At 51.4% G+C, this 14,797-nt stretch carries 10 protein-coding genes, 6 tRNA genes and 2 other RNA genes; 9 read left to right on the top strand and 9 right to left on the bottom strand.

All coding sequences use genetic code 11. The annotated features are described in order from the left end of the window. Together ACL2XJ_RS27180 and ACL2XJ_RS27175 are read left to right on the top strand one after the other, a co-directional pair. Positions 1–1,215: an efflux RND transporter periplasmic adaptor subunit gene (locus ACL2XJ_RS27180; RefSeq protein WP_413726982.1), complete on the top strand. Its 1,215-nt coding sequence runs from the start codon at positions 1–3 to the stop codon at positions 1,213–1,215. Positions 1,216–1,227: 12 nt separating this feature from the next. After that, entirely contained in the window at positions 1,228–2,748 is a 1,521-nt protein-coding gene (locus ACL2XJ_RS27175; RefSeq protein WP_413725164.1) for a DHA2 family efflux MFS transporter permease subunit, read from the top strand. 87 nt (positions 2,749–2,835) lie between these two features. Here ACL2XJ_RS27175 and ACL2XJ_RS27170 read toward each other — a convergent pair whose 3' ends face one another. The 7 genes from ACL2XJ_RS27170 to ACL2XJ_RS27140 form a co-directional block, all read right to left on the bottom strand. Further along, positions 2,836–3,852, bottom strand: a complete 1,017-nt coding sequence (locus tag ACL2XJ_RS27170) for an alpha/beta hydrolase (protein WP_413725163.1) — start codon at positions 3,850–3,852, stop codon at positions 2,836–2,838. Between the two features lie 376 nt (positions 3,853–4,228). Further along, a non-coding RNA gene (locus tag ACL2XJ_RS27165) (RtT sRNA) lies at positions 4,229–4,355 on the bottom strand. Between the two features lie 44 nt (positions 4,356–4,399). Continuing rightward, a non-coding RNA gene (locus tag ACL2XJ_RS27160) (RtT sRNA) lies at positions 4,400–4,527 on the bottom strand. A gap of 44 nt (positions 4,528–4,571) precedes the next feature. Further along, a tRNA-Lys gene (locus ACL2XJ_RS27155) sits at positions 4,572–4,647 on the bottom strand. A 16-nt stretch (positions 4,648–4,663) separates the two neighbouring features. After that, positions 4,664–4,739 (bottom strand) — tRNA-Val (locus ACL2XJ_RS27150). 42 nt (positions 4,740–4,781) lie between these two features. Further along, positions 4,782–4,857, bottom strand: a tRNA-Val gene (locus tag ACL2XJ_RS27145). 54 nt (positions 4,858–4,911) lie between these two features. Then, positions 4,912–4,987, bottom strand: a tRNA-Val gene (locus ACL2XJ_RS27140). A gap of 249 nt (positions 4,988–5,236) precedes the next feature. On the opposite strand from ACL2XJ_RS27140, the gene gltX reads away from it, so the two are divergent. From gltX to ACL2XJ_RS27115, 5 genes are all read left to right on the top strand, one after another. Next, positions 5,237–6,646: a glutamate--tRNA ligase gene (gltX, locus tag ACL2XJ_RS27135; protein WP_413725162.1), complete on the top strand. Its 1,410-nt coding sequence runs from the start codon at positions 5,237–5,239 to the stop codon at positions 6,644–6,646. A 127-nt stretch (positions 6,647–6,773) separates the two neighbouring features. After that, positions 6,774–6,849: transfer RNA gene (locus ACL2XJ_RS27130), tRNA-Ala, on the top strand. Positions 6,850–6,893: 44 nt separating this feature from the next. Further along, positions 6,894–6,969 (top strand) — tRNA-Ala (locus ACL2XJ_RS27125). 441 nt (positions 6,970–7,410) lie between these two features. Further along, positions 7,411–8,352 (top strand): glycosyltransferase family 2 protein, encoded by a 942-nt coding sequence (locus ACL2XJ_RS27120; protein ID WP_413725161.1) that lies wholly within the window; start codon positions 7,411–7,413, stop codon positions 8,350–8,352. 653 nt (positions 8,353–9,005) lie between these two features. Continuing rightward, the gene (locus ACL2XJ_RS27115) at positions 9,006–9,590 is read left to right on the top strand and encodes a class I SAM-dependent methyltransferase (protein ID WP_413725160.1); all 585 of its coding nucleotides are present in this window, start codon (positions 9,006–9,008) and stop codon (positions 9,588–9,590) included. Between the two features lie 359 nt (positions 9,591–9,949). Here the strand turns inward: ACL2XJ_RS27115 and ACL2XJ_RS27110 are convergent, their stop codons facing one another. After that, positions 9,950–11,134, bottom strand: coding sequence for a NupC/NupG family nucleoside CNT transporter (locus tag ACL2XJ_RS27110; protein WP_132927083.1), 1,185 nt, complete (start codon positions 11,132–11,134; stop codon positions 9,950–9,952). Between the two features lie 383 nt (positions 11,135–11,517). Between ACL2XJ_RS27110 and ACL2XJ_RS27105 the strand changes: the two genes are divergently transcribed. After that, positions 11,518–12,753 (top strand): Nramp family divalent metal transporter, encoded by a 1,236-nt coding sequence (locus tag ACL2XJ_RS27105; RefSeq protein WP_413725159.1) that lies wholly within the window; start codon positions 11,518–11,520, stop codon positions 12,751–12,753. Between the two features lie 87 nt (positions 12,754–12,840). Here the strand turns inward: ACL2XJ_RS27105 and mgrA are convergent, their stop codons facing one another. After that, positions 12,841–13,830 (bottom strand): L-glyceraldehyde 3-phosphate reductase, encoded by a 990-nt coding sequence (gene mgrA, locus ACL2XJ_RS27100; RefSeq protein WP_132927087.1) that lies wholly within the window; start codon positions 13,828–13,830, stop codon positions 12,841–12,843. A 226-nt stretch (positions 13,831–14,056) separates the two neighbouring features. Here mgrA and ACL2XJ_RS27095 point away from each other — a divergent pair, with 226 nt between their 5' ends. Beyond that, positions 14,057–14,758 carry an aspartate/glutamate racemase family protein gene (locus ACL2XJ_RS27095; protein WP_413725158.1) on the top strand — a complete coding sequence of 234 codons (702 nt, stop codon included), beginning with the start codon at positions 14,057–14,059 and terminating at the stop codon, positions 14,756–14,758. Positions 14,759–14,797 lie beyond the last annotated feature (39 nt).

Below are 14,797 nucleotides of genomic sequence, written 5' to 3'. Positions count from 1 at the left end.
ATGAATTCCAATTCTGAACAAGCAGATCAAAACGCAACGCCTGCGACCCCGCGGGCGAAGCCGGGTAAACGCAGACTGCTGTTGTTGATATTGCTGGCGATAATCATTGTGGCCGTCGTAGGCTTCGGCCTTTACTACTGGTTCCATGGACGGTTTTTTGAAAATACCGACGATGCCTATGTTAATGGCAATTTAGTGCAAATCACTCCCCAGGTAGCGGGTACGGTAACCGCCATTGCCGCGGACGACGGCGATTTCGTGAAGCAAGGGCAGGTGCTGGTGCGCCTGGATCCCAGCGATACCAGGGTGAGACAGCAAAGCGCCGAGGCCAACCTGGCGAAAGTGGTCCGCCAGGTCCGCGGATTATACAGCAATGTGGACAATTACAAGGCCCAGGTGGCCGCGCGTAAAATTGAATTGCAGCGCGCCAAGGACGACTATCAGCGCCGCGCCAACCTGGCGCGGGACGGGGCGATTTCCCAGGAAGAACTGTCCCATTCCCGCGATACGCTGACCTCGGCGGAAACCTCGCTGACCTCGGCGCAACAGCAATTGAGCACGACCTTTGCCTTGGTGGACGATACCACCATCAGCAACCATCCCGATGTCAAAGCGGCCGCCGCGCAGTTACGCCAGGCTTTCCTGGATAATGAACGCAGCACCATGGTGGCGCCGGTGACCGGCTACGTGGCGAAACGTTCGGTTCAGGTGGGCAGCCGCGTGCAGCCCGGCACTCCGTTGATGGCCGTGGTTCCCCTCGACCAGATCTGGATCGACGCCAACTTCAAAGAGACCCAACTGGTGGACATGCGTATCGGCCAACCGGTGGAAATCGATGCCGATCTCTACGGCGGCAAGGTGAGCTACCGCGGTAAAGTGGAAAGCCTTGGCGTCGGTACCGGTAGCGCGTTTTCCCTGCTGCCGGCTCAAAACGCCACGGGCAACTGGATTAAGATCGTCCAGCGTTTACCGGTGCGAATCCGCCTGGAGCCGGACCATCTGGAAAAGTTTCCGCTGCGTATCGGCTTATCCACCAATGTCACCGTGGATTTGCATAACCAGGACGGGCCGGTGCTGGCACCGCATCCTCAGGAAAAACCGCGTTTTGCCACCGATGTTTACGATCATCAGTTGGCAGAGGCTGACAGTTTAGTGGCGCGCATCATCCATGAAAATGGCGAGCAGGCCCGGGTTGCCGGTCAAGGACAAAATTAATGCGGGGCCGCCATGAGTGATCAATCATTTCGTCCGCCCAGCCTGGTCCTGGCCACTATCGGACTGTCGCTGGCGACGTTTATGCAGGTGCTGGATACCACGATTGCCAATGTGGCCTTACCGACCATTTCCGGCAATCTGGGCGTCAGCTCTGATCAAGGGACGTGGGTTATTACTTCGTTTGCGGTATCCAACGCCATCGCATTGCCGCTGACCGGCTGGATGTCCCGGCGTTTCGGCCAGACCAAGCTGTTTTTGGCTTCGGTGATACTGTTTATCATCACCTCGTTTCTGTGCGGTATTTCCCAAAGCATGACGCAATTGGTGATATTCCGTGCGCTGCAGGGCTTTTTCGCCGGACCGCTGTATCCCATGGCGCAAACCCTGCTGTTGTCCATTTACCCCGCGGCCAAGCGGGGAATGGCGCTGTCCCTGCTGGCGATGGTGACGGTGGTGGCGCCCATTATCGGGCCGCTGGCGGGGGGCTGGATTACCGATAACTACTCTTGGTCGTGGATCTTTTTTATCAACGTGCCCATCGGTATTTTCGCCGCCATGCTGGTTTTCACCCAGTTGAAGGAACGGCCGGAAGAGGTGGAGCATCAGCCTATCGATTATATCGGCCTGGGGCTGTTGGTGCTGGGGGTGGGCTTATTGCAGGTGGTGCTGGACAAAGGCAACGATCTCGATTGGTTCAGTTCCAATTTCATTGTTGTCGGCACGATAATTTCTTCGGTTTCGCTGATAGCGCTGGTCATTTGGGAATTCACCGACAAACATCCTATTGTCAATCTGCGCCTGTTCCGCTATCGCAATTTCTCTTTCGGTACCCTGGCGCTGGTGCTGGGTTATTCCGGTTTCTTCGGCATAAACCTGCTGTTGCCGCAATGGCTGCAAACCCAGCTGGGCTATACGCCGGTATGGGCGGGGATGGCGGCGGCGCCGATGGGTGTATTGCCGGTCCTGTTGTCGCCGCTGGTGGGGCGTTATGCCCATATGTTCGATTTGCGCTTGCTGTCGGGGGGATCGTTCCTGGTGATCGGCGTATCGTGCTTTATGCGGGCCGATTTTAATACCATGGTGGATTATTATCATATAGCGATGATCCAGGGTTTTATGGGTATCGGCATTGCGCTGTTTTTCATGCCTACCACCAGTATCCTGCTGTCCAGCCTGGCGCCGCGGGAGATTGCCGACGGTTCGGGTTTGGCGACCTTTTTGCGGGTGCTGGGGGGGAGTTTTGCCTCCTCGCTGACCACCTGGATCTGGCAGCGTCGGGAGATATTCCATCATGCGCAGCTGGTGGAGAATATCACGCCTTACAGCCAGAATACGCAGTCGTACATTGCACAGCTGGGGGGTAGCAGCCAGAGGGCCATGGCGCAGTTGGACAAGCTGGTGGAAGGGCAGGCCTATATGATGTCCACCGTCGATTATTTCACCCTTCTGGGCTGGATTTTCTTTTCGCTGGTGATCGTGATATTTCTGGCCAAACCGCCGTTTGTCGCCCAGGGCGGCGGGGGCGGGCATTAGGTTTTTCATTTCGCCCGCGGTCTCCCTTTAACCGGCTCGTTGTACGTTCTGAGATAGCGGCCGGTATGGCCGCTATCTAGGCTGGGGTTATTGCAGGTGGGTCTTCAGTTCGGTGGCGGCCTGCAGGATCTGTGAACGTACCGCCGGGACCTGGCTCAAGGGATTCAGCAATCCGAAGTCATGGATCATGCCGTTATAGCGGGTTACGGTTACGTCAACGCCGGCGGCATTCAGCTTCCTGCCATAGGCTTCCCCCTCATCACGCAGTACATCCAGCTCGGCGGTTTGAATCAGCGTCGGCGGCAGGCCTTTTAACTGCGCTTCGGTGGCGCGCAGCGGTGAGGCGTGGATGTCACTGCGCTGTTTGGCATCTTTGGTATAGGCGTCCCAGAACCACTTCATCATATTGCGGGTGAGGAAATGGCCTTGGGCGTAGGTCTTGTAGGAGCCGGTATCAAAGTTGGCATCCGTTACCGGCCACATTAAGGCTTCAAAGCGAATCTTCGGCGCGCCTTTTTCTTTCGCCATCAGGGAAACCACCGTTGCCATATTCCCGCCGACGCTGTTGCCCGCTACCGCCAGGCGTGAGCCGTCCACACCGATTTCATCGCCATGTTCCGCTACCCAGCGGGTTGCCGCGTATGCCTGGTTAATGGCCACCGGATAATGCGCTTCCGGAGAGGGGGTGTAATTCACAAATACCGCCGCCGCGCCGGATTCCACCACCAGGTCGCGCACCAGGCGTTCATGGGTAGGGAAATCCCCCAGTATCCAGCCGCCGCCATGGAAGAACATAAATACCGGTAATGTGCCGGTGGCGCCTACCGGTTTAACGATTTTCAGCGAAATTTCCTGCCCGTCGACGGTAATGGTCTTATCCGAGACGTCGGCCGGCGGCAGCTTGGCATTGGCCTGGGCGTCCGTGAGAACCTGGCGTGCCTCTTTCGGCGAAAGCTGTTCCATGGGTTTGCCGCCGGAACTGTTCAGTACGTTCAGGAACGATTGCACCTGGCGATCGGCGGCGGGAAGCTGGGTCGCGGCAAAGGCGCTGCTCATTCCCATGGTCAGCAGGGAGGCGGTGAAAATGGTGGCTAATTTGGACATGGTCAATTTCCTTCTGTCAGTGAATGTGATGTCGCCGAGGCGACGGGTAAGCTTCTTGTATTGCTCTCAATTAAGTATTTTGCAAATTAGTAGTGTGCTATTTAGTTAATCAGAGCTATACCTGCAACTTTTACACTAAGCGCTAAGGGGAAATTTTCGCTTCACCTTTTGCCGTTGTGCATCCAATGAAAGCTAATTTAAATAGTTCGCTATTAAATAGCAAGATATTTAATTGATAAGTTTCAAACATTTTTATGGCAGGTAAGGATATTATTATAAATCAGTAGGTTAAAAATTCCGGCAATAAGAATTGTCTGCAGATTTCATGTTGCTAAGGGTTTGAAGTAGTGGGCTGCAAAGGAGTGTTTTTTGAAAGTGGTGGGTTGTGCAGGATGACTCGGCCTTTGGCCTCGCCCTTCGGGTCGTTGCCATACGGCAACGCTGTCTCGCTTCGCTCGGCTCGAACCTGCGCAGGTTCTCATCCAGCACGACTCGTGCGATATAAGCGTTAAGCGGAAATTTGCTGCTAGGGGAAGTATTTTGAAAGTGGTGGGTCGTGCAGGATGACTCGGCCTTTGGCCTCGCCCTTCGGGTCGTTGCCATACGGCAAACGCTGTCTCGCTTCGCTCGGCTCGAACCTGCGCAGGTTCTCATCCAGCACGACTCGTGCGATATAAGCGTTAAGCGGAAATTTGCTGCTAGGGGAAGTATTTTGAAAGTGGTGGGTCGTGCAGGATTCGAACCTGCGACCAATTGATTAAAAGTCAACTGCTCTACCAACTGAGCTAACGACCCACTTAAAGATCAGAAATGGTGGGTGATGACGGGATCGAACCGCCGACCCTCTCCTTGTAAGGGAGACGCTCTCCCAGCTGAGCTAATCACCCATTTCTGAAAACCGAAAATCAAAACAATACTGACTTAAGAAGTGGTGGGTGATGACGGGATCGAACCGCCGACCCTCTCCTTGTAAGGGAGACGCTCTCCCAGCTGAGCTAATCACCCACTTCTTACAGCGTATTACTTCTATTTCTCACAGCGGAGCCACCCAAAATGAAGTGGTGGGTGATGACGGGATCGAACCGCCGACCCTCTCCTTGTAAGGGAGACGCTCTCCCAGCTGAGCTAATCACCCCCGCCGTGTGGTGTCGCATTATAGGGATACTGCCAAGTGAGTCAACGGTTTTTCAAAGTAAAAAGTGTGTTCGTCGTAAAATTAGTCAAGAATTGACTTGCCGCTACCGGAATATAGGTAAAAAACGCCGCTAAAGTCAAACGGCGTTGAGGAATCGAGGGGGAGTGGTAGAATATTGTCCACTTTTTATATACGGCGGGAAGCCGCGCTTCCCACTGTCAGCCAAGCGTGATTAAGGCAATATCCCCAATGAAAATTAAAACCCGTTTTGCGCCCAGCCCCACCGGCTATCTGCACGTCGGCGGCGCCCGTACCGCTCTTTATTCGTGGCTTTTTGCCCGCCATCACGGCGGCGAGTTCGTGCTGCGTATCGAGGATACCGATCTGGAGCGCTCAACCCAGGCTGCTATTGATGCCATTATGGATGGGATGAATTGGCTTAATCTGGATTGGGATGAAGGTCCGTATTTCCAGACCAAACGCTTTGACCGATATAACGCGGTTATCGATGAGATGCTTGAACAAGGCACCGCTTATAAATGCTACTGCTCCAAGGAACGGTTGGAAGCGCTGCGTGAAGAGCAGATGGCTAAAGGGGAAAAGCCCCGTTATGACGGCCGTTGCCGCGACAGCCATGAGCATCATGACGCGAATGAGCCGTGCGTGGTGCGTTTTGCCAACCCGCAAGAGGGTTCGGTGATTTTTGACGATAAAATCCGCGGCCCCATCGAGTTCAGCAATCAGGAACTGGACGATTTGATTATCCGCCGCACCGACGGTTCCCCCACGTATAATTTTTGCGTGGTGATCGATGACTGGGATATGGAAATCACCCATGTTATCCGTGGCGAAGACCATATCAATAATACCCCGCGCCAAATCAATATCCTGAAAGCGCTGGGGGCGCCGGTGCCTGAGTACGCCCATGTTTCGATGATATTGGGGGACGATGGCAAAAAACTCTCCAAACGCCACGGGGCGGTTGGGGTGATGCAGTATCGCGACGATGGCTTCCTGCCCGAAGCGCTGCTGAACTATCTGGTGCGTCTGGGCTGGTCACACGGCGATCAGGAAATATTCAGCATCGGCGAGATGAAAGAGCTGTTCAGCCTGGGAGATATCAACAAGTCCGCCAGCGCGTTCAATACCGAAAAGCTACTGTGGCTTAACCATCATTATATCAATCATCTGCCGGCGGAGTATGTGGCCACCCATTTGCTCTGGCATATGGAGCAAGAGGGTATCGACACCAGCAATGGCCCGCAGCTCACGGCGCTGATTGGCCTGCTGGGGGAACGCTGCAAGACCCTGAAGGAGATGGCGTCCTCTTGCCACTACTTTTATCAGGATTTCGAGGAATTCGATGCCGATGCCGCCAAGAAGCATTTGCGGCCGGTTGCCCGGCAGCCGCTGGAGCTGGCGCGCGCCAAGCTGGCCGCATTGACCGACTGGACGCCGGAGCGGGTTCACCAGGCCATCGAACAGACCGCAGCGGAGCTTGAAGTGGGCATGGGCAAGGTGGGGATGCCGCTGCGGGTCGCCGTCACCGGCGCCGGCCAATCGCCGGCATTGGATGTGACGGTGCATGCGGTAGGCCGGGCCCGCACCCTGGCTCGAATTGACATGGCCTTGGCGTTTATTACCCGGCGTGAACAATAAACCGGTTCGGAGCCGCTGATTTGGCGGCTTTTTCAGCGTTTGATGCGTTTAATACATTTAGCCGTTGACACCGTTTGCCGGGTTTCATATCATGCGCCCCGTCCACAGAATACGATATGTATGGAACGGGGCTATAGCTCAGCTGGGAGAGCGCTTGCATGGCATGCAAGAGGTCAGCGGTTCGATCCCGCTTAGCTCCACCAATCGCAGGATTGGTTTGAATCGTGATTCTGAAAAGCAGTACGTTGGGGCTATAGCTCAGCTGGGAGAGCGCTTGCATGGCATGCAAGAGGTCAGCGGTTCGATCCCGCTTAGCTCCACCAAATTCTTTATGTTGAAAAAACCGGCCTAGAGCCGGTTTTTTTATGCCGGGACAATATCCTACTAAATCCTTAAGAGGGCTGAGACGTCCCAATCTTCATGTCGCTGTCTACCTAAAGGACACTGTTCGCTGATTCAAACCGGCTAAGATTCAAATTGAGTCATTATGGAGTAGATAAAGCTGATTTCACCTTCAAGTAGACTTACATTAACTAGTTAAATATGTTATAAAAATCTAAGTTTAAAAATTTTAACTAAAAGTATGTAAAAAGGCGCTAGGATTAGACGCAAGGATTCAAATATTTATTAATCATATTAATATAATTTAAGTTTTGGCTTGTGAATTGTACATCAAATGTCGTTTTTTTACTTATTTAATAGAGAATATACTCAGTATTCATTGTCTATTGTCAAAAGACTGACAGACTTTTGGAACGAATATAATGAAACTAATCATACAAATACCCTGCTTCAATGAAGCACAAACGCTTCCTATTGCGCTATCTGCGCTGCCTAGAATGCTTCCGGGTTTTACAACCGTCGAATGGCTTATCATCGATGATGGTAGCCAGGATAATACAGCAGAAGTGGCTAGAGAATATGGTGTTGATCATATAATTAGACACGCGGGTAACAAAGGATTGGCTGCCTCGTTTATGACTGGATTAGATGCCTGTCTAAGACTGGGTGCTGATATAATTGTTAATACCGATGCCGATAATCAATATAATGCTGACGATATCCCCCTGTTGCTCGAGCCCATACTTGGACACCAAGCAGAAATAGTCATTGGTGCTCGCCCAATACACACAATAGAAAGTTTTTCTCTCATAAAAAAATTCTTGCAAAAATTGGGTAGCTGGGTTGTGCGAATTGCCAGTAAAACTGATGTTCCAGATGCTCCAAGCGGTTTTCGGGCAATGAGCCGTACTGCGGCACAACAGCTTATGGTTTTTAATGACTATACTTATACGCTTGAAACGATTATTCAGGCGGGACAAAAAAACATCATCATTACTTCTGTACCTATCAGAGTTAATGAAGAGTTGCGTCCTTCAAGGCTGGTGAAAAGTATCCCTGCGTATATTAATAGAAGTATAGCAACTATAGTACGTATATTCATAATATACAGACCGTTTAGATTTTTTGGCACTATTGGTACCGTTTTATTTGGCGCTGGCTTCTTAATCGGTATCCGTTTCCTTTGGTTTTTTTTTGCAAGGGAGGGAGAGGGACATATCCAGTCACTTATTCTTGCTTCCGTGCTTCTAGGTATGGGTTTTCAGACTATCTTAATTGCATTTATAGCCGATTTATTGTCAGCAAATCGTAAACTATTGGAAGATATTCGTTTTAAAGCTGCTAATTTTCCAAAAGAACATTAGTTAGTAATACAACCTAGCGATTGCTATAGCCGCTTTTTTGTACGGGTGGTTAGTTTTACCTATCTTTAGAGAAAACATATCTATGGCTAACAGTGCAATTTTATTTATACTATCAATTTCGGCAAAGATCATGTCTGGTCTAAGCAAAAATCGACGCTACGTCTCCCTGTCCCTAAGGACTGCGTGGAAGGATCTTGTTCTGCAGCGCGACATTTTTATGTTTATGGTTCAAGCGCAGCCAGGCCTGTTCTGGTAAAATTTTCCACTATGCAATCTGGGAAAATATGGCAAAAAGAACTCATATCTGTTAGTGATGATGATTATAGGGTTTCCCTACCGTTAAGCCATCTTGAAGGGAACCAGAAAATTGAAATTTCTGTCCCACAGGCTACATCGCCTCACAATCTAGGCATTAATGAAGATATAAGGACTATTGGTATTGCTCTGGAGAAAATTGAATTAATTAGGCACTGATTATTAGAGCAATATGATAATTGAGTAAGGGTACTCGCTTCTTTATCATTTTTATTCTTATGGAAAAAATTCGTTAGGGGTGAAAAAGTATCAACGTTGTTGCGAATTGTATGAAAAAATTTATGCAGATATCCCCTACCTAACAAACAGAGCAGTTTCTGACTTGAGGAAAATGTAAAATGGCTGACCAAGGGGCGGAGGGATTATTGTCACCCTACTTGCGTAGAGAACGTATCCGGCGTGCAGTCCCCTATCTCAAGGGCCGTGTGCTTGATTTTGGCTGTGGATCGGGTACGCTTGCCGCACACATAGATGCTGATTGTTATCTCGGCGTCGAAAGGGATACTGTATCTCTTCAAATCGCCCGGGAGCATTTCTCTATTCATACCTTTGTACCAGAATTGTCGGAAATAACCAATAAATTTGACACTGTGGTTTCTCTGGCGGTTATTGAACATGTAAAAAATCCCGTTGAATTTTTAAGAACTCTTGCTGCTTATCTTGATGATAACCCAGCATCAAACATCATTATTACTACACCACATCCTTCGGTAGATTGGGTTCATCATCTAGGGGCTTCCCTTGGGCTGTTCTCCAAGCATGCCAGTGAAGAGCATGAGGATTTACTGGATCGGTCTAGGCTCGAGGAGGTCGGTCGAGAAGCAGGTTTATCTATTATTGACTATTCTCGTTTTTTGTTTGGTGCTAATCAAATCGCAGTCTTTGCTAAGGATCGTTCCCGTAAGGAAAAACAATTCGTGTAGCACGAACTAGGTTATTCTCAGCAAAGCTCATACCTGCATGTCTTTCATAGGCAATTGATTGCTGTTGTGAGATCAAATCCTTCAGATATGCTTCATCCATGGTGTAATGTGCAGCATACAAGGAATTTGTGGTACGAGCTTTGTTGAATGCTACGAAAGGAGAATAAATGGAAATGCCGGGTCGTATTGTATGAGCAATCGCAATAAACCAGACCGGGTCTCTTACGAATAAGTATTTTTTATCAATAATTGAAAACATCTTAAGGCTATCATTATCCCAACAAAGCAAAAAAAGGGTCAGATTTCCCCGACCCCAACGGGCCTTGCGGCCCTAATGATAACGATTTTTTTATTCGCTATTACATGACCAGTCCGGTAACGGCCGCGGACAGCACGCTAACCAGAGTGGATCCATAGACCAGCTTCAGACCGAAGCGCGACACCACATTGCCCTGGTGCTCATTCAAGCCTTTGATTGCCCCGGCCACTATCCCGATGGAGGAAAAGTTAGCGAATGAGACCAGGAACACCGAAAGAATCCCCTCCGAACGCGGCGACAGCTGGCCGGCGATTTTTTGCAGATCCATCATGGCGACAAATTCATTGGATACCAGTTTGGTGGCCATGATGCTGCCGACCCGCAGCGCTTCGTGAGCGGGAACGCCCATGACCCAGGCGAACGGAAAGAAGATATAACCTAATATCCCCTGGAAACTGATGCCGAAGATGACGTTGAACAACGCATTGATAGCGGAAATAATGGCGATAAAACCAATCAGCATGGCCGCGACGATGATAGCCACTTTAAAACCCGCCAGGATATATTCCCCCAGCATTTCGAAGAAGCTTTGTCCCGCGTGCAGATTGCTCATCTGCAGCTCTTCTTCCTTCTCGACCCGGTAAGGGTTAATCAGCGATAAAACCACAAAGGTGCTGAACATATTCAATACCAGGGCGGCCACCACGTATTTCGGTTGAAGCATGGTCATATAGGCGCCGACGATGGACATCGACACCGTTGACATGGCGGTGGCGGCCATGGTGTACATCCGGCGTTCAGACATTTTGCCCAGGATATCTTTATAGGCGATGAAATTTTCCGATTGGCCGAGGATCAGTGAACTGACGGCATTGAACGACTCCAGTTTACCCATGCCGTTAACCTTGGACAGCAGGGTACCGATGATCCGGATAATCCAGGGCAGCAGGCGGATATGTTGCAAAATGCCGATCAGCGCCGAGATAAAAACAATCGGACATAAAACGTTCAGGAAAAAGAACGCCAGTCCTTGTTTGTTCATATTGCCAAAAACGAAGCCGGTCCCTTCGGCGGCATAGCCTAATAATTTATCGAATAATGCGGAAAAACCTTGAACGAACCCCAGTCCTATCGATGAGTTGAGGAAAAAATAAGCAAGTAAAATCTCGATCACCAGCAATTGAACAATGTAGCGCAGTCTGATGTTTTTACGATCGCGACTGACCAGCAATGCTAAAATCGCCACGACGACAAGGGCGAGAATAAAATGAAAAATCCGGGACATAGAAGCTCCAATCGTAAGCCATGCAATAATTCGCCGCTTATTCTATGGAACGGCAGCATTAAAAACGAGTTATAAGTTGCAAATATAGAAAAATCATCTAGCAACCTAGGTCAGGCACAGGTGGTTAGAGATGTAATTAAAAAAATTGTTATAATTGTAGCCATATATGTTTTTGATGTGCTAACATTTGGTAGTAGCCCAAAAAACGCTCTACATCATCTCCAGCGCGGGATGCAACTGCCATCAGATTGGGTTATTAACGCCCTATATGCTCATCATCGTCATCTATCACAGAGATAAGCTGAAACGTTCCAAATGCACTTGATAATTATTATCGTTTGGGTACGATGAAGCTGACTCGATGGATCATAAGGGTAACCGATATGTTGAATAGCCGAACCGTTGATGAGGTAAAGAGCTCCGGGCGAAAGATCAAGCTGTCCCTGCTCGGGCCGGCATTCATCGCCGCTATCGGGTACATCGATCCGGGTAACTTCGCCACCAACATCCAGTCCGGGGCCAGCTTCGGCTATCGTCTGCTGTGGGTTGTGGTCTGGGCCAACTTTATGGCCATGCTTATCCAGCTCCTGTCGGCAAAACTGGGCATCGCCACGGGTAAAAACCTCGCCGAGCATATTCGTGACCGGTTTCCGCGTCCGGCGGTGTGGGCTTACTGGATCCAGGCGGAAATTATCGCCATGGCCACCGACCTGGCGGAATTTGTCGGCGCCGCCATCGGCTTCAAGATGCTGCTGGGGGTGTCGCTGCTGCAGGGCGCGATATTAACAGGCATTGCCACCTTCCTAATCCTCATGCTGCAGCACCGGGGCCAGAAACCGCTTGAAGTGGTGATTGGCGGGTTGCTGGTATTCGTCGCCGCCGCGTATATCGCCGAACTGTTTTTTTCCCAACCGAATATCGCCGAGCTGGGCCGGGGTATGCTGATTCCCACCCTGCCGAACGCCGACTCGGTGTTTCTGGCGGCCGGGGTGCTGGGTGCGACCATTATGCCCCATGTTATCTATTTGCACTCGTCGCTGACGCAGAACGCCATGAAGGGCACCCGAGCCCAGCGTTATTCCTCCACCAAACTGGATGTCGCTATCGCTATGACCACCGCCGGGTTTGTTAACCTGGCCATGATGGCCACCGCGGCGGCGGCGTTCCATTTCAGCGGACATGCCGGTATTTCCGATCTGGGCGAGGCTTATCTGACTTTGACGCCGCTGTTGAACCATACCGCGGCGACGGTGTTCGGTCTGAGCCTGGTGGCGGCCGGCCTCTCCTCAACCGTGGTGGGCACCATGGCGGGGCAGGTGGTGATGCAGGGGTTTGTCCATTTCCATATTCCGCTGCTGGTGCGTCGTCTTGTCACCATGCTGCCTTCTTTTATCGTCATCATGGCCGGTTTGGATCCCACCCGAATCCTGGTGTTAAGCCAGGTGCTGCTGAGTTTCGGCATCGCCCTGGCGCTGATACCGCTGCTGGTCTTTACCGGCAATCGGCAGTTGATGAATGAGATGGTCAATACCCGTCTGGTGAAGATTATCGGCTGGTGCATCGTGGTGGTGGTGGTGTCGCTGAATATCTACCTGCTGGTGTGTACGGCGCTGGCATAAACCCTGCTCCGTTAATAATCATTGAAAAGGCCCGGACTATGTTCGGGCCTTTTTTGACTTTGACGGCGTGTTGTGAGGCGATTGTCGTCAGCCCAGGATGGCGTCTATCTGGCTCAGTTCGTCTGCGCTGAACTCGCGGTTGGACAGCATGCCCACCGCATCCTCGATTTGTTCCGGCTTGCTGGCGCCGATAAGTACCGATGTCACCCGGTCGCCGCGCAGTATCCAGGCCAAGGCCATTTGCGACAATTTTTGTCCCCTGGCAAGGGCGATGGCGTTAAGCCCGCGCACTTTATCCATCGTCCGGCTATCCAGCCGTTCCTTGGTCAGGAAATGACTGCCGGTGGCCACCCGCGAATCCTCCGGAATACCGTCCAGATAACGATCGGTAAGCAGACCGCCCGCCAGCGGTGAGAAGGCGATGGAGCCAACACCGGAATCCGCCAGCACATCCAGTAATTCCGGTTCGACCCACCGCTCGAACATCGAGTATTTGGGTTGGTGTATCAGGCACGGGGTGCCCAAATCCTGCAGAATCTTGAACGCCTGCCGGGCCAGCTCCGCCGGGTAATTCGACAATCCGATATATAAAGCCTTGCCCTGACGCACCAGCAGATCCAGGGCGGTCATGGTTTCAAGCAGCGGCGTGGCGGTATCGGGACGGTGGTGATAAAAGATATCCACATAATCCAGGCCCATGCGCCGCAGGCTCTGGTTAAGGCTTGATACCAGGTATTTTTTAGATCCCCAATCGCCGTAAGGCCCCGGCCACATGGTGTAACCCGCTTTGGTGGAAATGATCAGCTCGTCGCGGTAGGGATGCAAGTCCTCACGCAGCAAACGGCCGAAATTTTCTTCCGCCGAACCTGGAGGCGGCCCGTAATTATTGGCAAGGTCGAAATGGGTAATACCCAGATCGAAAGCGCGACGCACCATATTGCGGCTGTTTTCAAACCGGGTTATATCGCCAAAATTATGCCACAGTCCTAGTGACACCGCCGGAAGCTCAAGGCCGCTGGCACCGCAGCGACGATAAACCATGTCCTCATAACGGGTAGGACTGGCCAAATAAACCATACAAATTCCTCAAATCATTAAGCGGGACGGTAGGGTAGCCATTATTGACCGCCGCCGCCCGGTAGGCGATCACATTTTGGGTGTCTGTAATCTTAAAGCTCTCAATTCAAGCTGATGCGGACATTGAACTCAACCTGTGACAAGGATACATTCGGTTAAATTATTTTTTCTGTGATGTATAATCCGCCCGGCCGTATACCGCCGCCGGGATCAAAAGGACAATGCCATGAAAACGCTCGGACTGCTCGGCGGCATGAGCTGGGAATCTACCTTACCCTATTATCGTATGATCAACCAAGGGATTAGCGAGCGGCTGGGCGGCTTGCATTCCGCCAGCCTGCTTCTTTGCAGCCTGGATTTCGCCGACATCGCGCAAATGCAGGCCGGCGGGGAGTGGCGCCGTGCCGGGCAATTGCTGGCGGATAAAGCAGTGGCGTTACAGCAGGCGGGCGCGGAGGCTATTGTGTTATGTACCAACACAATGCATAAAGTGGCGGATAATATAGAACAGACTTGCACCTTGCCTTTGCTGCATATCGCCGATGCCACCGGCCGGGTCATAAACCGTCAAGGGCTGCGCCGGGTGGGATTGCTGGGCACCCGCTTCACCATGCAAGAGGATTTTTACCGCCAACGGCTGGCGCAATCCCACGGTATCGAGGTTGTGGTTCCGGATGATCATGACAGCGATATTATCCATCGGGTGATTTTCGAGGAGTTATGCCTTGGCCGGATCCGTCCCGAATCCCGTGAGGCTTATGCACGTATCATCGCCAAACTTGAGAGCCAAGGCATTGAGGGGCTCATTCTGGGTTGCACCGAGATAGGATTGTTAATCAGTCAGGACGACGCCGCCGTACCCTTGTTCGATACTACGGCGATTCATGCCGCCTCGGCCGTTGCGTTTGCGCTGGGAGACGAAGGGTAAGAGGAGGATGGAAGGCTCATCCTATTTAAAGCTTTGCCA

It is taken from the genome of Sodalis sp. RH16 (assembly GCF_047324245.1).
In the GTDB taxonomy this organism is placed as follows: domain Bacteria; phylum Pseudomonadota; class Gammaproteobacteria; order Enterobacterales; family Enterobacteriaceae; genus Acerihabitans; species Acerihabitans ligni.
This window is presented reverse-complemented; position numbering and strand designations above follow the sequence as displayed.

Coding starts and splice junctions, on each gene's coding strand:
- ACL2XJ_RS27180 (WP_413726982.1), top strand. CDS start 1: ATGAATTCCAATTCTGAACAAGCAGATCAAAACGCAACGCCTGCGACC.
- ACL2XJ_RS27175 (WP_413725164.1), top strand. CDS start 1,228: ATGAGTGATCAATCATTTCGTCCGCCCAGCCTGGTCCTGGCCACTATC.
- ACL2XJ_RS27170 (WP_413725163.1), bottom strand. CDS start 3,852: ATGTCCAAATTAGCCACCATTTTCACCGCCTCCCTGCTGACCATGGGA.
- gltX (WP_413725162.1), top strand. CDS start 5,237: ATGAAAATTAAAACCCGTTTTGCGCCCAGCCCCACCGGCTATCTGCAC.
- ACL2XJ_RS27120 (WP_413725161.1), top strand. CDS start 7,411: ATGAAACTAATCATACAAATACCCTGCTTCAATGAAGCACAAACGCTT.
- ACL2XJ_RS27115 (WP_413725160.1), top strand. CDS start 9,006: ATGGCTGACCAAGGGGCGGAGGGATTATTGTCACCCTACTTGCGTAGA.
- ACL2XJ_RS27110 (WP_132927083.1), bottom strand. CDS start 11,134: ATGTCCCGGATTTTTCATTTTATTCTCGCCCTTGTCGTCGTGGCGATT.
- ACL2XJ_RS27105 (WP_413725159.1), top strand. CDS start 11,518: ATGTTGAATAGCCGAACCGTTGATGAGGTAAAGAGCTCCGGGCGAAAG.
- mgrA (WP_132927087.1), bottom strand. CDS start 13,830: ATGGTTTATTTGGCCAGTCCTACCCGTTATGAGGACATGGTTTATCGT.
- ACL2XJ_RS27095 (WP_413725158.1), top strand. CDS start 14,057: ATGAAAACGCTCGGACTGCTCGGCGGCATGAGCTGGGAATCTACCTTA.